23 protein-coding genes are annotated in these 22,882 nt (G+C 42.1%); 15 read left to right on the forward strand and 8 right to left on the reverse strand.

Annotated features, from left to right (window positions below; genetic code table 11):
- Positions 1–34 precede the first annotated feature (34 nt).
- Complete coding sequence (locus IUZ65_RS22530; protein ID WP_195706241.1) at positions 35–1,234, forward strand: enolase C-terminal domain-like protein; 1,200 nt, start codon at positions 35–37, stop codon at positions 1,232–1,234.
- A 60-nt stretch (positions 1,235–1,294) separates the two neighbouring features.
- Here IUZ65_RS22530 and IUZ65_RS22535 read toward each other — a convergent pair whose 3' ends face one another.
- From IUZ65_RS22535 to ulaR, 3 genes are all read right to left on the reverse strand, one after another.
- Positions 1,295–2,611: a ferredoxin reductase family protein gene (locus IUZ65_RS22535; protein WP_195706242.1), complete on the reverse strand. Its 1,317-nt coding sequence runs from the start codon at positions 2,609–2,611 to the stop codon at positions 1,295–1,297.
- 240 nt (positions 2,612–2,851) lie between these two features.
- On the reverse strand, positions 2,852–3,919 hold the full coding sequence (ulaG, locus tag IUZ65_RS22540; protein WP_195706243.1) for an L-ascorbate 6-phosphate lactonase: 1,068 nt from the start codon (positions 3,917–3,919) through the stop codon (positions 2,852–2,854).
- Positions 3,920–3,958: 39 nt separating this feature from the next.
- Positions 3,959–4,714 carry an HTH-type transcriptional regulator UlaR gene (ulaR, locus tag IUZ65_RS22545; protein WP_195706244.1) on the reverse strand — a complete coding sequence of 252 codons (756 nt, stop codon included), beginning with the start codon at positions 4,712–4,714 and terminating at the stop codon, positions 3,959–3,961.
- A 390-nt stretch (positions 4,715–5,104) separates the two neighbouring features.
- Here ulaR and IUZ65_RS22550 point away from each other — a divergent pair, with 390 nt between their 5' ends.
- The 8 genes from IUZ65_RS22550 to IUZ65_RS22585 all read left to right on the forward strand — a co-directional run bounded on the left by IUZ65_RS22550 (position 5,105) and on the right by IUZ65_RS22585 (position 12,360).
- Entirely contained in the window at positions 5,105–6,883 is a 1,779-nt protein-coding gene (locus tag IUZ65_RS22550; RefSeq protein ID WP_195706245.1) for a PTS ascorbate-specific subunit IIBC, read from the forward strand.
- Positions 6,884–6,974: 91 nt separating this feature from the next.
- Positions 6,975–7,439, forward strand: a complete 465-nt coding sequence (locus IUZ65_RS22555; RefSeq protein WP_195706246.1) for a PTS sugar transporter subunit IIA — start codon at positions 6,975–6,977, stop codon at positions 7,437–7,439.
- A gap of 119 nt (positions 7,440–7,558) precedes the next feature.
- Complete coding sequence (locus IUZ65_RS22560; protein WP_195706247.1) at positions 7,559–8,251, forward strand: L-ribulose-5-phosphate 4-epimerase; 693 nt, start codon at positions 7,559–7,561, stop codon at positions 8,249–8,251.
- A 31-nt stretch (positions 8,252–8,282) separates the two neighbouring features.
- Positions 8,283–9,104, forward strand: a complete 822-nt coding sequence (locus IUZ65_RS22565; protein ID WP_195706248.1) for a Cof-type HAD-IIB family hydrolase — start codon at positions 8,283–8,285, stop codon at positions 9,102–9,104.
- A gap of 4 nt (positions 9,105–9,108) precedes the next feature.
- Positions 9,109–9,753, forward strand: coding sequence for a 3-keto-L-gulonate-6-phosphate decarboxylase UlaD (locus IUZ65_RS22570; protein WP_195706249.1), 645 nt, complete (start codon positions 9,109–9,111; stop codon positions 9,751–9,753).
- A 12-nt stretch (positions 9,754–9,765) separates the two neighbouring features.
- The gene (locus tag IUZ65_RS22575) at positions 9,766–10,641 is read left to right on the forward strand and encodes an L-ribulose-5-phosphate 3-epimerase (RefSeq protein ID WP_195706250.1); all 876 of its coding nucleotides are present in this window, start codon (positions 9,766–9,768) and stop codon (positions 10,639–10,641) included.
- A 251-nt stretch (positions 10,642–10,892) separates the two neighbouring features.
- On the forward strand, positions 10,893–11,321 hold the full coding sequence (locus IUZ65_RS22580) for a hypothetical protein (protein WP_195706251.1): 429 nt from the start codon (positions 10,893–10,895) through the stop codon (positions 11,319–11,321).
- Between the two features lie 385 nt (positions 11,322–11,706).
- Entirely contained in the window at positions 11,707–12,360 is a 654-nt protein-coding gene (locus tag IUZ65_RS22585) for an SH3 domain-containing protein (RefSeq protein WP_195706252.1), read from the forward strand.
- A gap of 6 nt (positions 12,361–12,366) precedes the next feature.
- On the opposite strand, the gene IUZ65_RS22590 is transcribed toward IUZ65_RS22585, so the two are convergent.
- On the reverse strand, positions 12,367–12,564 hold the full coding sequence (locus IUZ65_RS22590) for a hypothetical protein (protein WP_195706253.1): 198 nt from the start codon (positions 12,562–12,564) through the stop codon (positions 12,367–12,369).
- 66 nt (positions 12,565–12,630) lie between these two features.
- Between IUZ65_RS22590 and IUZ65_RS22595 the strand changes: the two genes are divergently transcribed.
- On the forward strand, positions 12,631–13,323 hold the full coding sequence (locus IUZ65_RS22595) for an aspartate/glutamate racemase family protein (RefSeq protein ID WP_195706254.1): 693 nt from the start codon (positions 12,631–12,633) through the stop codon (positions 13,321–13,323).
- A gap of 326 nt (positions 13,324–13,649) precedes the next feature.
- Here the strand turns inward: IUZ65_RS22595 and IUZ65_RS22600 are convergent, their stop codons facing one another.
- Complete coding sequence (locus IUZ65_RS22600) at positions 13,650–14,609, reverse strand: transposase (RefSeq protein ID WP_195706255.1); 960 nt, start codon at positions 14,607–14,609, stop codon at positions 13,650–13,652.
- Positions 14,610–14,958: 349 nt separating this feature from the next.
- Here IUZ65_RS22600 and IUZ65_RS22605 point away from each other — a divergent pair, with 349 nt between their 5' ends.
- The 5 genes from IUZ65_RS22605 to IUZ65_RS22625 are packed head-to-tail and all read left to right on the forward strand — an operon-like array spanning position 14,959 to position 18,807.
- On the forward strand, positions 14,959–15,666 hold the full coding sequence (locus IUZ65_RS22605) for an amino acid ABC transporter permease (RefSeq protein WP_229638287.1): 708 nt from the start codon (positions 14,959–14,961) through the stop codon (positions 15,664–15,666).
- A 2-nt stretch (positions 15,667–15,668) separates the two neighbouring features.
- The gene (locus tag IUZ65_RS22610) at positions 15,669–16,340 is read left to right on the forward strand and encodes an amino acid ABC transporter permease (protein ID WP_195706256.1); all 672 of its coding nucleotides are present in this window, start codon (positions 15,669–15,671) and stop codon (positions 16,338–16,340) included.
- Positions 16,341–16,349: 9 nt separating this feature from the next.
- Positions 16,350–17,084 carry an amino acid ABC transporter ATP-binding protein gene (locus IUZ65_RS22615; RefSeq protein WP_195706257.1) on the forward strand — a complete coding sequence of 245 codons (735 nt, stop codon included), beginning with the start codon at positions 16,350–16,352 and terminating at the stop codon, positions 17,082–17,084.
- Positions 17,084–17,998, forward strand: a complete 915-nt coding sequence (locus IUZ65_RS22620; RefSeq protein WP_195706258.1) for a N(4)-(beta-N-acetylglucosaminyl)-L-asparaginase — start codon at positions 17,084–17,086, stop codon at positions 17,996–17,998. The genes IUZ65_RS22615 and IUZ65_RS22620 overlap by 1 nt, the downstream gene beginning before the upstream one ends.
- A 14-nt stretch (positions 17,999–18,012) precedes the next feature.
- The gene (locus tag IUZ65_RS22625) at positions 18,013–18,807 is read left to right on the forward strand and encodes a transporter substrate-binding domain-containing protein (protein WP_195706259.1); all 795 of its coding nucleotides are present in this window, start codon (positions 18,013–18,015) and stop codon (positions 18,805–18,807) included.
- An 11-nt stretch (positions 18,808–18,818) separates the two neighbouring features.
- On the opposite strand, the gene IUZ65_RS22630 is transcribed toward IUZ65_RS22625, so the two are convergent.
- The 3 genes from IUZ65_RS22630 to tkt form a co-directional block, all read right to left on the reverse strand.
- Positions 18,819–19,859 carry a LacI family DNA-binding transcriptional regulator gene (locus IUZ65_RS22630; protein ID WP_195706260.1) on the reverse strand — a complete coding sequence of 347 codons (1,041 nt, stop codon included), beginning with the start codon at positions 19,857–19,859 and terminating at the stop codon, positions 18,819–18,821.
- Positions 19,852–20,595 (reverse strand): copper homeostasis protein CutC, encoded by a 744-nt coding sequence (locus tag IUZ65_RS22635; protein WP_195706261.1) that lies wholly within the window; start codon positions 20,593–20,595, stop codon positions 19,852–19,854. Before IUZ65_RS22635 ends, IUZ65_RS22630 begins: the two co-directional genes overlap by 8 nt.
- A 213-nt stretch (positions 20,596–20,808) precedes the next feature.
- The gene (tkt, locus tag IUZ65_RS22640) at positions 20,809–22,803 is read right to left on the reverse strand and encodes a transketolase (protein ID WP_195706262.1); all 1,995 of its coding nucleotides are present in this window, start codon (positions 22,801–22,803) and stop codon (positions 20,809–20,811) included.
- Positions 22,804–22,882: the final 79 nt, after the last annotated feature.

Genomic DNA, 22,882 nt, shown 5'->3' on the forward strand with positions numbered 1-22,882 from the left:
AAAATTTAACAACAAAATTAATCAAGAGATCAAAATGAAGCCGACAATTATAACTAGCATAGAAGTGGTTTTGACCAAACCAAAAGAACATAATTTAGTCGCAGTAAAAGTACACACGGATAGTGGTGTATATGGATTAGGATGCGCGACTTTCCAACAAAGACCGTATGCAGTCAAAACGGTAATTGAAGAATATTTAGTGCCGCTTTTAGTTGGCAGGGATGCGAATAATATAAACGATCTATGGAATGTAATGATGGTTAATGCGTATTGGCGAAACGGCCCAGTGCTCAACAATGCGATGAGTGGTATCGATATGGCGCTCTGGGATATCAAAGGCAAGCTTGCTGGTATGCCTCTTTATCAACTTCTTGGCGGGAAATCTAAGGACGCGATTCCGGTTTATAGGCATGCGGATGGATCGACGATTCAAGAAGTTGAACAAAACGTTCGCCAATATATGAAAGAAGGTTATCGTTATGTTCGTTGCCAAATGGGTTTATATGGCGGTAAAGAAGCGGTCCCGCATTTGACCAAAGATCCCACTCCTGGTGCATATTATGATCAAGAAATCTATATGGAGAGTGTGATCACGTTATTTGAACACCTTAGAGAAACCATTGGTTATGGTGTTCATTTGCTGCATGATGTTCATGAACGACTGACTCCTATACAAGCGGTCGATTTTGTGAAAAGAATGGAAAAATTCAGACCATTTTTCATTGAAGACCCTCTACCGCCGCATCAATTGGAATGGTTGGAAATGATTCGCGGTCAGTCATCTACCCCTATTGCAATCGGTGAACTATTTAATAATCCTATGGAGTGGAAAAGTATTGTCGCAAAAAGGCAACTCGACTATATCCGTGTCCATATAAGTCAAATAGGTGGGATTACTCCAGCGATAAAATTAGCGGCATATTGCGAAGCGCATGGTGTTAGACTCGCATGGCATGGTCCTCAAGATATGACTCCGATTGGCCATAGTGTAAATTTACATTTGAATATAGCTTTCGCGAACTCAGCTATTCAAGAATGGGATGCACCTAATGAGAATATTCGTAATGTATTTCCAGGTACAATAGAAACCGAAAACGGATACCTTTATGCATCAGATTCTCCGGGTATAGGGGTTGATCTAGACGTTGAACTAGCCAAAACGTTTGAAATGGACCGTTCGGTTCAAGAATGGACACAATCGCGTCTACCAAGTGGCGTAATCCATACACCATAACGTCTGTAATTCAAATAGCAACGGGCATGGATGCCCATTGCTAAGTGTACGGAGAGGCCGCTATCTCATCTTAAAAATCTCTTTATGAAATCTTTCCTCTGGTAATCCCCTCGACGCTAAGTATTGTTGCAGATTTTGAGCAAACGCTTTCGGGCCACAAAAGCTAACATCGTATGTTTTTCCTACCATTATTTTCGCAATCTGCTCTCCATCTAACATCTCACCTTTTTTTGCATCTAAAAGGTGTAGCTCAATGAAATCTAGATGATTTAGTATTTTAATTATTTCATGTTCAAAAAAAGCTTCTTTTTTACTATTAACACAATAAAAGAGTTCAATTTTTTTGAGAGATGGTTGAGTTGTATCCGCTTTGCGTTTTAGCCAATATAAGCGAGAAATAAACGGCACAATACCAATACCAGCACCGACCCAAACTTGATGTTCATGACCTGACATCTGGAAGCGGCCATAGCTGCCTTCAATTGTCACGGCTTGGCCGGGTTCCAATTTATTGACGAGTTGATGAGTGTAGTCCCCAAGGTCTTTGACACCAAATGAAACGAGTCGGTTGTCCTTATCATAATCTAAAATAGAGAATGGGTGGGGCGCTTCGCCATCGTGGAAATCTAAGTAAGCGAACTGACCTTCTTTATAGTGGATTGCATTATCAAGTTGTATGGTGAAACGAGTGACAGAAGCACTCTGTTCAACAATAGCGAATTTGGTGACCTGTGAGATTTTACCTTTCACTTTATTTGTGCTCCCAATTCTGCCGAAAAGCGACATCAAGGAACACCACACACCGATAACCGATAAAGCCGTAATAGCACTGTTCATTGGGATAGAAGCGATGTCCCAGTTGAGTAACATCATAGAGTGGAATACACCAGCAAGAACCAGTATGCCACCCAGTTTGTGAGTAAATTTAAATTTTTTATAGCTTATGGCTTGTACTAAGGAAATCAGGCTAAATATTAAGAAGACTTTAAACGAAACATCACCGACTTGTTCTGCAATTCCGTGCCAGTTAATGCCTTCTAATTCTGGTCGTGGGCCGCGGTCTGGCATTGCTATTAGTTGAGCATCAATAAGCCAGTGAGCACTTTTTACGGTAGCCCAATGTAAAATTAACGCAATCGTAGCGCCTATGCCTAATGTTTTATGCAGCGCGTAGCCCTTATCTAATCCTTTTACCTTAGATTCAACCCAACTAAAACGTGCAGCAAGCAGCACGGCCAGGCTCATATAGCCCAGACTCAGTATCCCGGTATACATAGTTAATTGCGATCGCCAGAAGAAAAAATCACCAAATTTGTCGTAGCCGACAAGCAAGGCTGGTAGCCAAAGAAAGGTAAGTAGAGCTGTGAATTTAAGCATAGTGTGTTAGCCAAAGTGAGTAAACGGTATGAATATCTGTATAGGCACATCATAAGGCCTAGCCAAATAGTTGACAGTGTCTTTACTTAACTTTATTTTACTTTACAGTTATTTACAGAAGGGGGCATGCCCAGATGACCGAGTTTTGGCCATGTCGACAACGTTATGGGAATGTAGAGTAGGATACGGAAAAGCCCTCGGAAACGAGGGCTTTATGATCAAATTGGCTATACGTGAATCTTACAAGAATGCTTTGTAAGGTAGCTCTGGTTCGTCGGTATAGATGTCACGGAATCCGCGGAAATGTTGATAGTGCATACGGCCTTTGTCTGTAGGGTAAGTATACTTGCCACCTACCTGCCAGAAGAACGGAGCAAAACCGTATTGAAGTCTATCTTTTTTCATGTTCCATAAGACTTCTATCTCTTTTGGATCATTTTGGAAGTTAGCCCAAATATCATGATGGAAAGGGATAACAACTTCACAATCAAGTGACTCACCAGCGCGAAGAATATCGGAAGAAGTCATCTTGTCCGTAACACCACGTGGGTTTTCACCATATGAAAGCAGCGCAACGTCGATTTTGTGATCGTTACCGTGCTTAGCATAGTAATTTGAATAATGTGAATCACCAGAGTGGTACATAGAACCACCAGTAGTTTCGATTAAGTAGTTGACTGCTCGATCATCCATTCCGTCAAGGATATCTTTATCTAAAGATGAAGTACCTTCAGGTAATGTTACTAATGCTGTACGGTCAAACGAATCAAGTACCTTGATTAATGCGTCACCGACTTGAATTTCGTCACCAACTTTAGCAACTAAACAACGCTCTTCTGGCACTCCCCAGCTTTGCCAAAGATCGACACACGCTTTTGGTCCAATAAATTTAACGTGATCACCGCAATTTTGAAGCACAGCAGCAGCAACGTTAACATCAATATGATCGCCATGATCGTGTGATGCCAATACTGCATCAATTTCTTTAATTGCAAATGGGTCGAGTGGGAAAATAGAAGTACGAAGATTAGGCTGTAGTTCACGAACACCCCCCATACGCATCATCTGGTGCTGATTCTTCATGAATTTATTTTTTTGTGTTTTTTTACCAACACCACACCAAAAGTCCATCGAAATATTTGTGTTACCTTCCGTTTTAAGCCACACACCTGTACAGCCCAACCACCACATAGAAAACGTGTTTGGTTGCACTTCTGTATTTTCAATTTCTTCGTTTAACCAAGTGCCCCATTCTGGAAATGTGTCTAAAATCCAAGATTCGCGAGTGATTTCGTTTACTTTGCTCATCGTATAACCCTTTGATTTGTTAATAACCGTATTGATTCATTAAACTAGAATGACTTCGATGCCTTTTTCTCGCAGTGCTGCGATAACAGTTTGATCAGCATCTTTGCCTGTGATTAGGATATCTATCTTGGATGTGGTGCAAAATAACATGCCCGAGCGCTGTCCAATTTTAGAACTGTCTACCACCACAACCAATTTACCGACTTGTTCCAACATCTGCTGTTCAGCGACCGCTGTGAGCATATCTGTTTTATAAAGGCCTTGTTCGGTAAAGCCTTTACCACTGGTAAACATCCAGTTCCCAGCGTACGTTCCTGTTAATTCAGGTGTTGGATTTAAGAAGATATTTTTAGATTTATTGTATTGACCACCCGTAATGATGACGCAGTCGTGGTCTTGTTCAATCAAGTAGCTTGCTAACGGAAAGTAGTTGGTAATGATTTTGATGTCTTCACCGCACAACTCTTGTCCCAACATAAATGCAGTTGAGCCACAGTTGATAACGACACTATCACCTCTATCACATAAACCAGCAGCAGCAGCAGCGATTCTCGTCTTTTCACCATAATGCTCAGTATTGTCAGGACCTAATGGTGACCAAACTTTCTTAAGCTTTTCTATACGTTCAGCCCCGTTACGAACTTTTCTTAATTTTCCCAAATCATCAAGCTTAGAGAGATCTCTTCTTGCTGTTGCTGGAGAAACATTAAAAGTATCAATAATAGTGCTTACTTTGATGGCGTGTTTGTCATCAAGTAAAGAAAGAATGCCATTGTGTCGTTGTACTTCGTTCATATATGGTACCAACTATTTTATCAGTGCAAATCACAAAATGATTACTACGTGATTACTTTTGACTCGTAGTGAGTCTAATGGTCACAGTTTGTCATGTCAAATCATACTAGTTATAAACTTTGAATCTCGTCATATAAAACATGTAAGTCATTGTTTTATATAGAACGTGATTGTTTTTGGTCATTTTTGTGGATCCAAACAACATTTTTTGTGGTCAATGGTGAGTACTATTGATTTAAATCAAAATAATCACGAATGAGCATTGAATGATTATTTATGATTGTTATGTTTAGTGACGTGAGCAAAACAATCGTGAGTTAATTTATCAGATAATAGATCAATTAGCTCTGTCCTATACAAAACTATTAAAAAATGAAAAGGGGTAAAAATATGGAGTTTTTATACGACGTATTCTATATTTTTTACAGTCAAGTAATGACGAAAGCACCGTTACTACTTGGTTTGGTAACATGCATCGGTTACTGTCTGTTGAAACGTGATACGACGACAGTCATCAAGGGTACAATAAAAACAATTGTCGGCTTTATGCTGGTACAAGTGGGTGCGGGAACGCTAGTTAAGGGATTCAAACCTGTTATAGAAAAACTTTCTGAATTCCACGGTTTAACTGGTTCTGTTATCGACCCATACACCACAATGATGGCGACAATGGAGAACATGGGTGACGACTACTCTTGGGTAGGTTATGCCGTTCTTTTAGCGCTTGGTCTTAATATTGTGATGGTACTGTTCCGCCGCTTCACAGGCGTACGTACTATCATGCTTACTGGGCACATCATGTTCCAGCAAGCCGGCCTAGTTGCTGTTTTCTACTATATCCTTGATTATACAATGTGGGAAACCATCATATACTCAGCAATATTGATGGCTCTATATTGGGGTATTTCAGCCAACATCATGTTTAAGCCTACTGAAGCAGTAACCGGCGGTGCTGGCTTCTCTATTGGTCACCAACAACAAGTTGCTTCTTGGATTGCGGTTAAAATCGCTCCGAAACTAGGTGATAAAAATGACAGCGTAGACCATATTGAGTTGCCAAAATGGCTACATATTTTCCACGATAGCATTGCCGCTACCGCTATCGTAATGACAGTTTTCTTTGGCATCATTCTTCTTTCTTTCGGTCTTGATAACCTTCAATCAATGGCTGGCAAAACGCATTGGTCTATCTATATTCTAGAAACCGGTCTTAAGTTTGCTGTTGCTATTCAAGTTATCGTTGCTGGCGTACGTATGTTCGTTGCGGAATTGTCTGAGGCATTTAAAGGTATCTCTGAGCGCGTTATTCCAAATGCGGTTCTTGCTATTGACTGTGCGGCTATCTATGCATTTTCTCCAAACGCAATGGTGTTTGGTTTCATGTGGGGTGCTATTGGTCAGTTTACAGCCGTACTTGCTATGTTGGCGTTTGACTCGCCAATCATGATTATTCCTGGCTTTATCCCAATGTTCTTCTCTAACGCAACCATTGGTGTATTTGCAAACCACTTCGGTGGTTGGAAAGCGGTAATGAAGATCTGTTTCGTGATGGGTATTATCGAAGTGGTTGGTTCAGCTTGGGCAATTCAATTAATCAGTGGTCATGGTGTTGAGTTTAGCGGTTGGATGGGCATGGCCGATTGGGCATTAGTCTTCCCACCTATCTTTGCTGGTATCTCTGCATCTAAATCATTCATCTGGGTATTGGTTGCATTAGCATTCGTATACTTCTACTTCGCATCTAAGCAATTACGTGCGGAAGAAGATGCACAAGCGCAAGATGGCGGCAACGATTTACAACAAGAAGCACCAGAAGTGATAGCAGCAGTACAACAAGCTGTCGCACAATCAGATGGCGTTCGACCTATCAGCATCCTAGCGGTTTGCGGTAACGGTCAAGGCTCATCAATGATGATGAAAATGAAAATCGGTAAATATCTAGAGAAGAAAGGTATCCCGCATGTGATGGATTCTTGTGCGGTATCAGATTATAAGTCGAAATTATCTTCAACCGATATCATCGTTTCTTCTAAGCACCTTTCAAGCGAAATGGAAGTAGGCGAAGGCAAATACATTCTAGGTGTTCAGAATATGCTTAACCCGAATACATTTGGTGATGAATTGGTAGAGCTAATCGACAAAACGTTTGCGGCTCAAAGAACCAACTAAGCCGTGTTAAAAAGTACAAATATTAATAAATAATAAGAAACAAAGGTTGCTAGGAGCCCTTTCTAGCAACCCTTTTTACTGGAGATGTATAATGGGTTTTAAACAATCACTAATCGAAAACAATTCAATTAAGTTAAATGTAGAGACGTCGGACTGGCGTGAAGCGATTAAAATCGGCACTGATATGCTTGAAGCATCAGGAGCGGTTGAACCCAGTTACTACAAAGCAATTGTTCGTAGTATTGAAAAATTAGGCCCTTATATCTGTATCGCTCCAGACTTTGCAATGCCACATGCTCGCCCTGAGGATGGCGTTAACAGAACGGCTTTTGCATTGGTTACTTTGGCAACGCCACTCGATATTGAGGGTGAACAAGTCAGAGTGATGGTAACACTTGCAGGAGGCTCATCTGATGAGCATATGGAAGGACTGATGGAAGTTACTCAAGTACTTGATGATGAAGATAGCGAATCTGGCGTTGATGTTGAAAAGCTCTTGGCCTGCCAATCAGTGGAAGACGTGTATCAAGTGATAGATGCCGCATTAGCGGAATAAATTCAATTAGCTAAAGCGCTCTTAATCGAGCTTTAGTACTACAATTTCATTCATGTAAAGGTCGGCTTCTCAACGCAGGTGCCGAGTGATTCTTTACATCCAAAATAAGGTTAAAAGATATGTATCAAGCACTTAAGCAACGCGTATTAGATGCAAATCTGCAATTACCTAAATACGGTTTGGTAACATTTACTTGGGGAAATGTTTCTGAAATCGATCGTAAATTAGGTGTTATCGCGATCAAACCATCAGGTGTGGAATATGACGATATGGGTGTTGATGACATCGTTGTCGTGAACCTTGAAGGTCAACGAATTGAAGGAACATTGAACCCTTCAAGTGATACCGATACTCACATTGAACTCTACAAAGCGTTTCCAAATATTGGTGGTGTTGTTCATACCCATTCTCGAAGTGCGACCGTTTGGGCACAAGCGAGCTTAGATGTTCCCGCTCTTGGGACGACTCATGCGGATTATTTTTACGGTGATGTCCCATGTACGCGTAATTTAACGCCTGCCGAAATAGACGTTGAATACGAAAAAAATACGGGTCATGTGATTATTGAAGAGTTTCATAACCGAAATATTGACCCTCAAGCGGTACCAAGTGTTCTTGTTGCCGGTCATGCTCCGTTTTCTTGGGGAAAAGACGCCAAAGATGCGGTTCACAACGCGGTCGTTTTAGAAGAGGTTTCTGCAATGGCTCTTGCGACTCGTTCTCTCAATAGCGATATTAAAATTCAATCAGAGCTATCAGATAAGCATTACAACCGAAAACATGGTGCCAATGCCTATTATGGACAGCGATAACGTTAACGATCAGTAATGGGGAGGAGCAGTCATGTATAAGGTTCTTGCGCTCGATATGGATGGAACAGTACTCAACAGCCGACATGGTATTCATCCAGATGTTGTACAAGCGATTCGAGAAGCGAAGGAAAAATGCCACGTATTGATGGTAACCGGTCGTCATCATACTGCTGCAAAACCTTATTATGAGCAACTTGAACTGGATACGCCGGCCATCTGTTGTAACGGAACTTATATCTATGATTATCGCAATCATAAAGTGCTCATAGAAAACGCTATTTCCAAACAAAATGCGAAAAATTTTTTAAATTTGGCTCAAGGTTATGGCATGAAAGTTGTGCTTTATACCACTCACTCTATGGTCTATTCACGTCGTCAACCTATTGACTATATGAAGGCATTAGAGTCTTGGGCAGATAGTTTTGACAAGCATCTGCGGCCAAGTATCAGACGTGTTGATTCTTTCGAAGAAGAGATTGATGAAGCCGAACATATATGGAAATTTGTCATCGAAGGAGATCCGAAAAATATCGCTGAATTAGAGTCTTTAAATTTTGTAAGCGATAACTTTTCTGGAGAACGTTCTTGGTTCAATCGGGTCGATTTTGCTGCTAAAGGCAATTCAAAAGGCAGCCGATTAGCTGAATATTTAAAGCAACATGGTTACCTGCCAGAGCAAGTAATGGCGGTGGGTGACAACCACAACGATATTTCTATGATCACACTAGCGGGGTTAGGCGTTGCAATGAGCAATGCCGATGAAACAGTTAAAGCTACCGCTAATCTCGTGTGTCAATCAGATAACAACCAAGGTGGGCTAGCCCATCTTATTCGTGAGAAAATTAAAGGATAAAATTATGACTAAACCAATGATTCAAATCGCACTAGATCAAACTGACCTAACCAGTGCCATTGCTGTTGCCAACAACGTTGAAAGCTTTGTTGATGTTATAGAGGTAGGAACGATTCTTGCGTTTGCGGAAGGAATGACCGCTGTTGCAACGCTGAGAAAGAATCATCCAGACCATATCTTAGTCTGTGATATGAAAACGACGGATGGTGGTGCCATTCTTGCGCGTATGGCTTTTGAAGCTGGTGCTGACTGGATAACGGTGTCTGCAGCTGCGCATATAGCAACAATTGCAGCGTGTAAAAAAGTGGCGGATGAGTTCAATGGTGAAATTCAGATCGAAATTTACGGTAATTGGACCATGGAAAATGCACAGGCGTGGGTTGACCTAGGCATTAAGCAGGCTATTTATCATCGCTCTCGTGATGCAGAACTCGCTGGAGTTGGCTGGACGGACGCTGATCTAGACAAAATGCGAGCATTGTCAGACTTAGGTATTGAGCTATCTATTACGGGCGGCATTGTACCGGAAGAACTGCATCTTTTTGAAGGTATTAAAGCGAAAACCTTCATTGCCGGTCGTGCGCTTGCAGGAGATAAAGGAAGAGAGACAGCAGAAGCATTGCGTAAGCAGATTAACCGTTACTGGTAAGTAGGGAAGGGTATGTTTAATAACTTAGAACGCCACCGTATTGGGCTTTATGAAAAAGCGCTTCCAAATGACTTTTCGTGGGAGAGTAGGCTCAAGAAAGCCAAAGAGTTAGGGTTCGATTTTCTTGAGATATCAATAGACGAGTCGGATGAACGCCGTAGTCGATTGGATTGGAGTGATGAAGAGATCTATGGGCTTCGTCATCTGTGCGAGCAATATGGTATTCCGCTTCAATCAATGTGTTTAAGCGCTCATCGGAAGTTTCCTTTTGGTTCTGCTCAATCTGAGGTTAGGGACCAAGCCGCGCTTCATATGCAGAAAGCGATAACGCTGGCCTATAAGTTAGGTGTGCGTAACATTCAGCTCGCCGGGTATGATGTTTATTATGAACCTGCCAATGAAGAAACACATAAACGCTTTATAGAAGGCATGCGTTATTGTTCTAAGTTAGCTGAAAAAGCAGGCGTAATGCTCTCTGTAGAGATAATGGATACCGAATATCTTAACTCATTAAGTAAGTTTGAAGTCCTTAATCGAGAGGTTCGTTCACCATTTTTTACCGCTTATCCTGATGTCGGTAATATTAATGGTTGGAATTATGACACCTGTACAGAGCTTGCGTTAAGTGCTCCAAATATCACTCAGATTCACTTGAAGGACACCTACAAAGTGAAAGAAGGATATAAAGGACAGTTCCGTGACCTTGTTATTGGTGAGGGTGAAGTTGATTTTGACGCCATATTCGAAACCATTAAAAAGTCTAATATTGTCGTGCCCCTTGTCATAGAGATGTGGGCCCAAGATGAGAAATGGGAAGAGAATATTAAGACGGCTCAAGTAAGGTTAAACAAAGCGTGTGAAGCAGCTGGTTTACCGACTCTTTTTTAGCCTAAATGCGCCTATAATCTGTTTATAGGCGCATGTTCTCTGCGACAGAAATTATTCAATAATTTGCCTCTATTCAATCCCTAAATAATCACACTCAATACCTTCCCATTTATCAATAAGTGCAATACTTTTTGAACAGTACTCTGTTGTCAATCAACGGTGCTTAATTGACTTATCTAACGGTTTGTATCAAAGTAAGCTAAAATAGTTAGATATAAATCACAATTTTGTGGTTAATTTTGAGCACTTAAATGACGCTTCTTCATATACAACTCTTTTGGGTTGAAAATCAGTACAAGCTTCTGTCGCTTGATAACCTACCTCATCTGTCCGAAAGGCAGAAAGAGGAGTTAGACTCGTGGTGTAAAAAACGCAGGAAAATTCTGAACTTTGAGGTTCATTTACAGCCTTGGGTAAAAATTACCAGTGATGGTGAGTCGACGGAAGTGATACTTAGGCCTAACGGAAAGGCTTATGAACAAGATATGTTTGGTTCCCAACAGCGAGAAGGGTCTTGGAAAATAGTTGAAGGTTTTTTATTTGTTGTATTTCAAGATGGTGCAGACTTCATAGAGTACCGTGTTATAGGCAATGCGGATAGTAATACACACTCGGCAGCCGAATATATAAATGGAAAGCCCAATGCCTATATGAAGTTCATTCAAACTAAACCGCATTAATTGTCCTCTAAAACGTGCGTCGGGTCTTCTGTAGTAGTGTTACCTTTTTTGTATTATTGAACATCGTGAACATTGGCTGTATCTACTTAACGGACCGTTTTATACCTATCTAATGTAATGGTGTTCTAAACATTGCCTGCTCAACTTCACACCTAAGATGCCGTTCCATTTTTTGAATACTTAGCCACACCGTTAGTCAACGAAAATACAAAATCAAAGCGTTAGATATTAAACTACTCCGCATGTTACGTACCCTAATTTGCTAATCTTAGCCGACTAAAGTATTTTGAAATGTGGCCGATATAAAGGGATGGACTGTTAATTCAAATAAACAATTATCCGTTATAAATGAAAGGTCAGGCGTGGGCATAAATAGGCGTAATTTATGAAGAAAATCGTGATTATTATTGTCGTACTTCTACTTTTAGCAGGGGCTGGAGGGGGAGCGTATTACTATTTTTTCATGATGAATGATGACTCTGGGTTGACTGTACCTGAAGAGGTTGCCGCAGTAGTAGTAGAACCAGAAATGGAGACTAAAACGGTTGTAAAAGTGAATATGGATTATTTTGTTGATACCAATAAGCTTAACGTTAGGTCATACCCTAGAAAAAACGCCTCTATTCGGTCGGCACTGCGTAAAGGGGAATCACTGAAAGCCCTAGAGATAAAAGGCGATTGGGTAAGGATTTCTGAATATGAAATCCATCAGAGTGGCAATGATGTTGCAGACTGGGTCCATATGGATTTTATATCTCACAATAAACCCATTATTACCGAAAGAGAGATTAGAAAAAACATGTTGAAGTTAGTGAATAAATCGGATGATTTTATGACCTATCAAGATCAGTTTGTTATTGCAACACGTAAGCTTATCGAAGACGGGACATGCCGCTACGAAGATTTTGAGTTGATGGACGGTTGGGTTCTGTCGCGAACGTTTGATATTGAACCTGTCTACTTTGTTTATTGTGGTGGTACAAAAAGAGCGAATAAGGTGTATGTAACCGTTGAAACGGGTGAAATATTTCAACCTTAATACTTTTTAACTTGACACTTCTGGTCTATGTGAAGAGGTGACAAGTGCACATAAAATGCCTTTGGCTTGCAACATTTTAAATAGGGTGTGGAAACCAACCTTATAATGTACACCAATAATTTGTTCATAAAATTCATCGCTAATTTCTAACCCTTGGTCTCTAGCCGCCTCTTGCCAACTCGTCTTTTTTGTCTCTGATGCCAAACTAAATTCATTTTTGGATAACTTTACGCTAATCTTACTTAGTTGAAATTAAACGTGGGAATGGTAATGAAAACAATAGGCTTGATAGGTGGCATGAGTTGGGAGTCAACGGCAAGCTATTACTTCGCAATCAATCGCGGTGTAAAAGAGCAGCTCGGCGGGCTTCATTCTGCAAAGTTAGTGTTGTACAGCGTCAATTTCGCTGAAATAGAAACACTTCAGCATCAAGGAGAGTGGGATAAAACGGCGGATATATTGTCAGCGGCGGCGCAATCGTTACAAGCTGCAGGAGCGGACTTTTTCTTGATCTGCACCAACACTATGCATAAAGTCGCCGACAAGGTTCAATCGGCAGTCTCCATTCCACTATTACATATTGCCGATGCGACAGCTCAACAACTTGTCGATGACGGTGTTAGTCAAGTAGGGCTGTTAGGGACCAAGTTCACGATGGAACAGGATTTCTATAAATCGCGCCTAATAGATTCCTATTCTATTGACGTCGATATTCCAAAACCAGACCAGGCGAATACGGTTCATGAGGTTATCTATAATGAGCTTTGCCTAGGACAAATAAATGATCGCTCTAGAGATGCTTACCTGACAATCATTGGCGACCTGCAGGCGCAGGGTGCTCAAGCTGTTATTCTCGGTTGTACGGAAATCGCATTGCTGGTGAAACAAGCGGATACCGATGTGCCTCTATATGATACCACTGAGATCCATGCTCGAGCAGCGGTGCGATTTGCCTTGGCATAATCGAAGGAAAAGAGCCCAATAAGAAGCCCAAGGGACATACACCTTAAAAAAGCCCAAGGGACATACACCTTAAGAAGCCCAAGAGAAGCCCAAGGGACATACACCTTAAAAAGCCCAAGGGACATACACCTTAAGAAAAACAAACAAGCAGATTTACTCGACCCAAAAATATCGTGAAACTAAATAGTTTTGATGTCGGTTTTAAATAATGTGTCCGCGTAACTATAGCATTAATCGAGTTTTAGCTATTGCAGAAATAGTAGAGCTGCAAGTATGAGGTAAACGTACTTTCAACGTTGGTTGTGGTGAAGAAATGGCAATTCAAGTTAGTTTAGTTGATAACCGCGTATCCGACTTCGTTGCAATTGAGGCAAAGCCGAGTGAATACTCTTTTTACTGCCAACTAACAGAGCGCGCTTTCTTTCCAACTGAGTACAGACTGTCAGCCATTCTTTCTGGGTCAGATTAAGCCTTTCTAGGATAGGTGGTGATTGGCTATTTATGTTTGCCTTACCGTCCCTCAGGGCTTTTCCTGACCAGTCCATCAATTCTATATAGTCCATCAATCTAAACGGTATGCCATTGCGTATTTCATTGGTTGGGTTCCCAATAAAAGGGAATAAATTAGGTGCGGTTGTTTGTTGGTTATCGAGAGCATTTATACGGTCTTTGATGGAAGTGTGCTCCGAGGATTCTGGTGTTTTAGCGATACCCGCACGAACGGGGTTAAGGTCGGTATACGCCATCGCCGCAAGTAATGCATTTTCGTCAAGTAAAGCCTGACTTTTGTATCTACTCTCCCAGAAATGTCCCTTACAGTTATCCTCTTTATTAGCCTTCATCGCTATCTTAAAATTGAGTTCACGCATAAACCAACTAAGGCTATATAAGCGCTCACGCCACTGCTCGATAATACTGAGAGCAACCTTGAATTCGGCCTTGCTTCTCAACTGATGGGCCAAAAATAGTTGGATGATAACCGGTTTTGCGTGTAGCAATGACCAGCGTTCAATGACTTCCAAATCGGTCAGCGAGTCGAGCTTGCCTTTGTTAATATGGACAACCAAATGATAATGATTACTCATCACCGCATAGGCGCAGATATCAATACAATAGATAGTACTAAGTGTTTTGATACGAGCTTCTATCCATTCTCTTCGGTGTTCATAGCTTTTATTTGAGTGTTCATCATACCCACACAAAAAGGAGCGACGAACACATCGAGATACGCAGTGATAATAAGGCGTGGCTTCTATACAGACTTGTTGGCTTCTGGCAGTGGTCATAGCGGCTTCCATGTCAGGTGTTTAGCCCAATATAGCGGGAAAATCGTTATGGTATCCATGCAATACATTGTTTTACGAGGCATTAGAAGATTTAGTGAGAATTATAAGTCTGTTTCATAAGGTGCCTGTCCTCGCTAGAAAAAAACTCTTTATCTGCGTATTCACCTTTATTTAAGTTAGTGCCAATTTTTAATAAAACCGCCTATCTACTTCATTTTTATAAGTGGTGAATGCGCTGTGTTTTGCTCTTTTTATGACATATCAAATGAAAAAGTAAGGTGTATTTTGCATAAATAATGTTACAGCGACGACGTAAGGAGAAATAAATTATTGCTGATATGGGGTTTTTATGAGTATAGTGAAACCGATTTCAATAGAGGATGAATACCACATGTTTGATATCAGTATTATCGTTAAATATATCGATGTTTTTATTGATGGGTTCGCTATTACCGCCGCGGTGAGTGTGGTTTCTATTGTGGGCAGCTTTATTGTCGGCCTAAGCATTATGTTTGCGTGTGTCAGTCAGAACAAAGCGTTGAGTAAGTTTGGTTATGGGTATATCGAATGTTTTCGAAATATTCCTTTTATTGTACAAGTCTTCTTTATTTTTTATGGGTTACCAGAATTAGGGATTTTCATCGACCCTTATACCACGGGTGTTCTTGCGTTATCTATAGCGGTTGGAGCGTATTGCGCCGATATTCTTAGGGCGAGTGTTCAACAAGTGGATATGGGAATCATTGAAGCGGCTCAGTCGTTTGGTATCGCAAAGAAAAAGATATACAGCAAGATTATATTGCCTATCGCCTTACGAACGTCTATCCGGCCAATCGGTTCTGTTTTCATCAATTTAATATTAACCACATCGATTTTGTCGACAGTAACGTTAAATGAATTGACGGGTACCGCAAAAATAATTGCTGCGGAAACCTTCAGACCGTTTGAAGTTTATTTCTTTTTGTTGCTTTTCTATTGCGTGCTGACCTATGCGTTATCACTCATCATTACGGGTATTCATAAGAAGCTCAATCAACAATTTACGGTCGGAGAATAGATATGTCGAATCACGAATTTGTTCCTTATGACTTGATTGTGCTGCTCAGTGGTATTTCCATATCGCTATATGTGTTTGTTGTTTCGAGTCTATTTGGGTCTGTTTTCGGAATTGCATTGGCTCTGACTCGTCATTATCGTCTTCCTGTCCTTGGTGCGACGTCGACATTTGTTGGTGAATTCCTTAAAAACTCGCCCGTTTTGGTCCAACTCTTTTTGATTTACTTTGGTCTACCTATTTTCTTAGGGGTGAACTTAACAGCAACGGAAGCCGCAATGATTACGTTAACGGGGAATACCGCCGCGTTTGTTTCCGTCATTGTTGTCTCGGCCATTTCTTCTATCGATAAAGGTCAAATTGAATCGGCGCAAAGTTTTGGGCTTTCTGAGATGAAAATTTTGACCAAAATTATTACTCCTCAAGCGTTGCTGGTCGCCATCGCACCTCTGATTGGCTTAGCAGTTAACCAGCTACAAGTTACGTCATTGGTTTCGGTCATCGGCGTGATGGATATTACCAAAGTGGGGCAAATACTGAACCAACGTACATGGCAGCCTTTTGCGGTTTGGCCAATTATTGGTGCGACTTACTTTGTGCTGTCATGGCTGTTAGCAAAAGCAGGCAAGCGTGTTGAAAATAAGCTGAAGCAACATCAGCATTGGGAAAATATTTAAAGGCTTATCATGATTAAAATTAGCAATGTAGAAAAACGCTTTGGTGAACTTCATATCCTGAAAGGTGTGTCATTGACTATCAATAAAGGGGATGTCATCTCCATTCTTGGTGCGAGTGGCTCCGGTAAGTCCACGTTGATCCGTTGTATTAATGGATTAGAAAAAATTCAGGCTGGTAGCATCACGGTGGACGGGTTAGAGGTGAGCAAGAAAGCTGAATTGGCGGAGATACGTAAAAATGTGTCTACGATTTTTCAGCATTTCAATTTATACCCTCATTTGACGATTTTAGACAATATCACTCTTGCGCCTATAGAGGTTTTGGGACGCACAAAAGAAGAAGCGACGAGCAAAGCAATGACGCTATTAAACACAGTGGATCTCGCAGACAAAATGAATGCTTACCCGGCACAATTGTCTGGTGGTCAAAAGCAACGCATCGGTATCTGTCGCGCTCTGGCGATGGAGCCTGAATATCTTCTATTAGATGAAGTCACGAGTGCGCTTGATCCTGAGATGACCTCCGAGGTGTTAGATGTGTTGGCGGAGCTTGCCAGAACGGGCACAACCCTAATTTTCGTCACGCATGAAATCGCATTTGCAAAGAAAATCTCCAATCGAATTGTTTTCTTAGATGAAGGGAAGGTTCGAGTCGATTTGGAGAAAAACGATTTCTTTTCGGAAGAGGGTGGAAAGAAAGACCCGCGTATCGCTAGATTTTTAGAAAAAATGGATAGTAAATAATGATTGTTCTCTCGAATTCAGAAGCTTGGCCTGGTATTGACGATACAGCAACGATGCTAGATAACGGCGATAACGGTTTGGATGCCATTGTCCATGGGATAGAGAAAGTAGAAGCGGAACCGAGTATTCGCAGCGTTGGTTATGGCGGATGGCCTAATCTTCTTGGTGAGATGGAATTTGATGGCGCGGTGATGGATGGTGACTCATTGAGAACTGGTGCGGTGGGTGCTGTTAAAGATCATTTCCATGTCACCCGTGTCGCAAGAAAAGTGATGGAAGAGCTGAATCACGAAATTTTGGTCGGTGAGGGTGCGACCCGTTTTGCCAATGAGATGGGCTTTAGTTGTTCTAACCCACTTCTCGAAGATTCCAAACAAGTATGGTGGAAAAAGCTTCAAGAAATAATGGGGGAAGAGAATCCAGACCTATCCCAGTGTGATCTTGCTCCTCTAAATACGATGATCACGGATCCAGAAAAAGTACGAGATACCACGGTATTTCTTACGAAGGATAATCAAGACAGTATTTACTCCGCAACGAGTACTTCTGGTTGGGCGTGGAAATACCCAGGTCGTTTAGGGGACTCCCCGATTGTGGGTGCTGGCTTTTATGCCGATAGCCGTTATGGTGCCGCGGCTTGTACTCATACCGGAGAGATGACTATTCGTGCAAACACATCGTATTCAATTGTCATGGCGATGCGACTCGGTTATTCGCTACAACAGGCAGTAGAGTTGGCCATTGAAGAGCTTGTCAGGTTAAAAGGTGGATTTTTAGGTGGCGTGGTTATCCATGCCATTGATAACAAGGACAATCACCGAGTGGTCAATGTTGGCTGTGAGGGAGATATTATATACTGGGTATATAAAACCGGTATGGACAAACCGCAAGAATGCATTGCGGAAAAATATTAATAAGGGACGAAACTATGAAATTGAGATCTATATTAACGACAATGTTGTCTGGAGTGATCGCGTTGAGCTCATCGGCTGCTATCGCGGGTAAACTGGATGATATTCGTGAGCAAGGCTACATTCGAATTGGTGTTTCCTTAGGTGGTGAGCCTATCGGTTTTCGTAATCAGAAAAATGAACCAGTCGGTTATGATGTCGACCTTGCGTATCGTTTGGCAGAGAAGCTAGGCGTGGAAGCTCGTTTTACTGATGTGCACGGTGATGCGCGTGTTTCTATGTTATTTTCCGACCAACTTGATGCTGTTATTGGTAATATGTCAGCGACGCTCGAACGTGCAAAATCAGTTAATTTCTCAATTCCTTATGCGCGAGCCGGCTTACGAATTATTCATCAAAAAGAGATGGCAATTAATTCTCTAGCGGATTTAAAAGGCAAAAAAGTGGTTGTTGGTCGTGGTTCAACGGGCGAAACGTTCTTAAAGCGTGAAGTCCCTGAAGCGACATTGGTGTATACCGATAACTTTGCACCAGATGGCATTTTGTTGCTGCGCCAAGGTCGAGTTGATGCCGGTATTGAAGACAGCTCTTTGATAGATTATTTGGCGACGCAAACGGATCGTTTAGAGACACTTCCTGGCTTACTGTCAAATGATCCGATCGGTGTGGGTATCAGAAAGGGCGATCAAGAGTTTTTACGTTGGATGGATATGTTTGTATCTGAATATATTAGTTCTGGTGACTATGAGACATCATATAAAAAATGGTGGGGTGCAGATGCTAACCCTCCAACATTGAAGCCAATATGGTAACCCCTAATCCATTACAGGCTATCTTGATTATTTAGATAGAACTGAGTTTCAATGATCCAATGGCTTTCTTTTAAAGGAAGCCATTTTTTATTGTCTGTTTCTTTATGGCTAATGTTGATTCCTTGAGAAGACTGAACGTGATCAACAATCGAAATAATGGCCTGTACAAAATCATGTTTATTGTAACCGATAGTCGAAAACTGATAGTTTCCGCGACGCGAAAATTCAGTATTATCGAACCCAAATATGCAATGATTACGAGGTAAGGCCATTCGATTAAAGTAATCAACAGCCGCCATCGCCATGGAGTCTGATGTACAAAATACACCTAGATTAGAGGAGTCCGAAATATCAGATGATTGCAGATAATTTAATGCATCATCGTACGAATAGTTACAAAAAGTGGAACTGATGAGTTGAATTCCGTTGGTGTGAAATTGTTGTAAATAATGAGAAACACGCTGCTTTTCGGTGACGGAGGATTGGCGACCAGCAATTAAAATAGCGCGAGTAACACCTATCGACTGTGCGTAGTGAACCGCACTTAAGATCCCAGGTTCTTCATTGACTATTACTGAGTAGCCATCTTGCTGGCTCTTTCCGTTAAGCATGATGATATTGTTTGTAAAAAACAGGGATTCAGCAAGTGTTGGTTCGATAAGATCAGAAAAAATTAAGGCGGCATCAACGTATTGAACGAATGAGTTTTTTTGTAACGCTTTTATATCATCCAATGATTTTAATCGAACGAAGAGTGCGCGTTTTCCTATGGCCTGAATGCTCTGAATAAGAGAGTCAAACAAAGTGAGGTCACTGACATCTGAGATATGATTGACCACAATGGCCACAAGCCCAGTTTCATTATTGGCGAGACTTTGAGCAAAAGGGTTGGCAACATACCCTAAGGTTTCGGCTGCTTTCAAAACGCGTGTTTTTTTATCTGCTGAGATGGGTCTGTTTTTTCCAGATAACGCTCGTGATGCTACTGCTTTTGAAACGCCGGCTAGGGAGGCCACATCGGCGAGTGTTGGTGTTCGAGTCTTCTTATCCATTGAGTAGATTCACTACAGCATGTACTTTATCAAAAGAAGTCACGTCGATAAGCTGGTCACCACTTGTTTCGGCTCCCATGCTTACTTGGGAATTGAGGTTAATCATTGCGGATTGACGTTGAGTTTTACCGGATAAGTGAATCTCGGTTGCGCCTGTCGTTTCAATTAATGGCAAGGCGTTATGTTGGTTCACACCACAACCGGGCATAATTGAAAGGCGTTGGTTTGCTTGTTCGACGAACTGCTTTATTTCGTTGATGCCTTTATCGGCGGTTGCTTGTTGGCCAGAAGTTAAGATTCGTTCGCATCCAAGGTCGATGACTTGTTCGAGTGAATACTGCCAGTCCTGTACGATGTCAAAGGCTCGATGGAAGGTAACACCTAAATCGCCAGCGTGATTGATCCATTGTCGGCAGGCGTTGACGTTGATAGTGGCATTGGCATTGAGTGCACCAATAACAATACCAGCGACACCTAGATCTCGCATCATTTGTATTTCATCCGTCATCATGTCAATTTCGTTTGAGGAGAATAGGAAATCTCCCGCTCGTTGGCGAATCATGGCATAAATAGGCACAGTGCTATTCTTCACTGCATAATGTGAAAACGCCCAACTTGGTGTAATACCACCGACAGACAACGCGCTACATAACTCTATTCGTTTTGCGCCTGCGTCAATGGCAGTGTGTAATGACTCAACATTATCAACGCAGACTTCAACTACGGTATTTTTCACTATATATACTTCTGACCAGTGTACGATGCCATAATTATACCACCTTTAACGGTAAGATAATGAGTAGAAATACACTCTCTTAGTCGATCGATTCCTGTTAGGAATTCAATAGATAGCGGTAAGATTGAAATTAAAAAAACCGAGCAAAAAGCTCGGTTTTTTCTTGTTCAGTCATTATTGACAGAATGACTGATTTCGCGATGGCTCGTACGATTACGCGAGCACTTCATTCGCGGCTTTAACCACGTTCTCGACAGTAAAGCCGAACATCTTGAAGAGTTCACCTGCTGGAGCCGACTCACCAAAGGTGGTCATTCCGATAATACGACCGTCAAAACCAACGTACTTGTACCAGAAATCAGCAATACCCGCTTCAACAGCAACACGGGCTCTTACGTCAGCAGGTAGAACGGCTTCACGGTAAGCGGCGTCTTGCTTATCAAATACATCCGTTGCAGGCATAGAGACAACGCGTACCTTTTTGCCTTCGGCTGTCAGTTGCGCGGCGGCTGCAACGACAAGCTCAATTTCTGAGCCAGTGGCAATAAGGATAAGCTCAGGCTTACCATCACAATCCTTCAATACGTAGCCACCCTTAGCAATGTCAGCAACTTGAGACGCGTCGCGCTCTTGCTGTGCTAGGTTTTGGCGAGAGAAGATAAGCGATGTTGGGCCGTCTTTACGCTCAATAGCGAATTTCCAAGCCACGGCGGATTCAACTTGGTCACAAGGGCGCCATGTGCTCATGTTTGGTGTCAAACGTAGAGAAGAAACCTGCTCAACCGGTTGGTGCGTTGGGCCATCTTCACCCAAACCAATGGAGTCATGCGTATAAACCTGGATATTCTGCACTTTCATCAGTGCAGCCATGCGTAAGGCATTACGTGCGTATTCCATAAACATCAGGAAGGTCGCGCCGTAAGGAACAAAACCACCGTGAAGGGCTAAGCCATTCATGATAGCCGTCATACCGAATTCACGCACACCGTAATGGATGTAGTTACCCGATGCATCTTCCGGTGTGATTGACTTAGAGCCAGACCACATGGTGAGGTTTGAAGGCGCAAGGTCAGCCGAGCCACCCATAAATTCAGGTAGCATCGCACCAAACGCTTCTAATGCATTTTGAGACGCTTTGCGTGAAGCGATATTCGCTGGGTTAGCTTGAAGGTCTGCAATGATTTGAGACGTTTTTGCTTCCCATTCTGCTGGTAGCTCACCGTTTACGCGGCGTTTGAATTCTGCTGCAAGCTCTGGATATGCTGCTTCATAAGCTGCAAATTTCTCGTTCCACGTTGCTTCCTTAGCTGCGCCTGCTTCTTTTGCAGACCATTGCGCATAGATTTCCGATGGAATTTCAAAAGGACCGTGCTCCCAGCCTAACGCTTTACGTGTTGCAACAATTTCGTCTGCGCCTAGTGGTGCGCCGTGACAGTCGTGAGTACCTGATTTGTTAGGAGAACCAAAACCGATCACTGTTTTAGTACAGATAAGAGTAGGTTTACCCGTTTCTGCTTTCGCCGCTTCAATCGCTGCATTGATAGCCGCTGCATCGTGACCATCTACCGCAGGGATAACATGCCAGCCGTACGCTTCAAAACGTTTCGGTGTGTCGTCTGTAAACCAACCGTCTACTTCGCCATCGATTGAGATGCCATTGTCATCCCAAAATGCAACAAGCTTACCAAGGCCTAAAGTACCCGCAAGAGAACACGCCTCGTGAGAGATACCTTCCATCAAACAGCCATCGCCCATAAACACATAAGTGTTGTGGTCAACAACGTCGTGACCTTCTTGGTTAAACTGAGCGGCCAATGCTTTTTCAGCTAATGCCATACCCACGGCGTTAGTGATACCCTGACCAAGAGGACCCGTCGTGGTTTCAATGCCTGGTGCATAGCCATATTCTGGGTGACCTGGTGTTTTCGAGTGTAGCTGACGGAAGTTTTTCAAGTCGTCAATAGAAAGCTCGTAACCTGAAAGGTGAAGCAGAGAGTAAATCAGCATAGAGCCGTGGCCGTTAGACAGTATAAAACGATCTCGGTCAGCCCACTCTGGGTTTTGTGGGTTATGGTTTAGGTGACCACGCCAAAGTACTTCGGCGATATCAGCCATACCCATAGGTGCGCCAGGGTGACCTGAGTTGGCTTTTTGAACACCGTCCATGCTAAGGGCACGGATTGCATTTGCTAGTTGTTTACGTTCCATTTTTTGATTCCAATGAGTTTTAATATTTGAAAATGGGATGAACCATTTTATGAATCTCTATTTAGAAACGCCCCAGTAT

Source organism: Vibrio sp. VB16 (assembly GCF_015594925.2).
In the GTDB taxonomy this organism is placed as follows: Bacteria; Pseudomonadota; Gammaproteobacteria; order Enterobacterales; family Vibrionaceae; genus Vibrio.

Coding starts and splice junctions, on each gene's coding strand:
- IUZ65_RS22530 (WP_195706241.1), top strand. CDS start 35: ATGAAGCCGACAATTATAACTAGCATAGAAGTGGTTTTGACCAAACCA.
- IUZ65_RS22535 (WP_195706242.1), bottom strand. CDS start 2,611: ATGCTTAAATTCACAGCTCTACTTACCTTTCTTTGGCTACCAGCCTTG.
- ulaG (WP_195706243.1), bottom strand. CDS start 3,919: ATGAGCAAAGTAAACGAAATCACTCGCGAATCTTGGATTTTAGACACA.
- ulaR (WP_195706244.1), bottom strand. CDS start 4,714: ATGAACGAAGTACAACGACACAATGGCATTCTTTCTTTACTTGATGAC.
- IUZ65_RS22550 (WP_195706245.1), top strand. CDS start 5,105: ATGGAGTTTTTATACGACGTATTCTATATTTTTTACAGTCAAGTAATG.
- IUZ65_RS22555 (WP_195706246.1), top strand. CDS start 6,975: ATGGGTTTTAAACAATCACTAATCGAAAACAATTCAATTAAGTTAAAT.
- IUZ65_RS22560 (WP_195706247.1), top strand. CDS start 7,559: ATGTATCAAGCACTTAAGCAACGCGTATTAGATGCAAATCTGCAATTA.
- IUZ65_RS22565 (WP_195706248.1), top strand. CDS start 8,283: ATGTATAAGGTTCTTGCGCTCGATATGGATGGAACAGTACTCAACAGC.
- IUZ65_RS22570 (WP_195706249.1), top strand. CDS start 9,109: ATGACTAAACCAATGATTCAAATCGCACTAGATCAAACTGACCTAACC.
- IUZ65_RS22575 (WP_195706250.1), top strand. CDS start 9,766: ATGTTTAATAACTTAGAACGCCACCGTATTGGGCTTTATGAAAAAGCG.
- IUZ65_RS22580 (WP_195706251.1), top strand. CDS start 10,893: ATGACGCTTCTTCATATACAACTCTTTTGGGTTGAAAATCAGTACAAG.
- IUZ65_RS22585 (WP_195706252.1), top strand. CDS start 11,707: ATGAAGAAAATCGTGATTATTATTGTCGTACTTCTACTTTTAGCAGGG.
- IUZ65_RS22595 (WP_195706254.1), top strand. CDS start 12,631: ATGAAAACAATAGGCTTGATAGGTGGCATGAGTTGGGAGTCAACGGCA.
- IUZ65_RS22600 (WP_195706255.1), bottom strand. CDS start 14,609: ATGACCACTGCCAGAAGCCAACAAGTCTGTATAGAAGCCACGCCTTAT.
- IUZ65_RS22605 (WP_229638287.1), top strand. CDS start 14,959: ATGAGTATAGTGAAACCGATTTCAATAGAGGATGAATACCACATGTTT.
- IUZ65_RS22610 (WP_195706256.1), top strand. CDS start 15,669: ATGTCGAATCACGAATTTGTTCCTTATGACTTGATTGTGCTGCTCAGT.
- IUZ65_RS22615 (WP_195706257.1), top strand. CDS start 16,350: ATGATTAAAATTAGCAATGTAGAAAAACGCTTTGGTGAACTTCATATC.
- IUZ65_RS22620 (WP_195706258.1), top strand. CDS start 17,084: ATGATTGTTCTCTCGAATTCAGAAGCTTGGCCTGGTATTGACGATACA.
- IUZ65_RS22625 (WP_195706259.1), top strand. CDS start 18,013: ATGAAATTGAGATCTATATTAACGACAATGTTGTCTGGAGTGATCGCG.
- IUZ65_RS22630 (WP_195706260.1), bottom strand. CDS start 19,859: ATGGATAAGAAGACTCGAACACCAACACTCGCCGATGTGGCCTCCCTA.
- tkt (WP_195706262.1), bottom strand. CDS start 22,803: ATGGAACGTAAACAACTAGCAAATGCAATCCGTGCCCTTAGCATGGAC.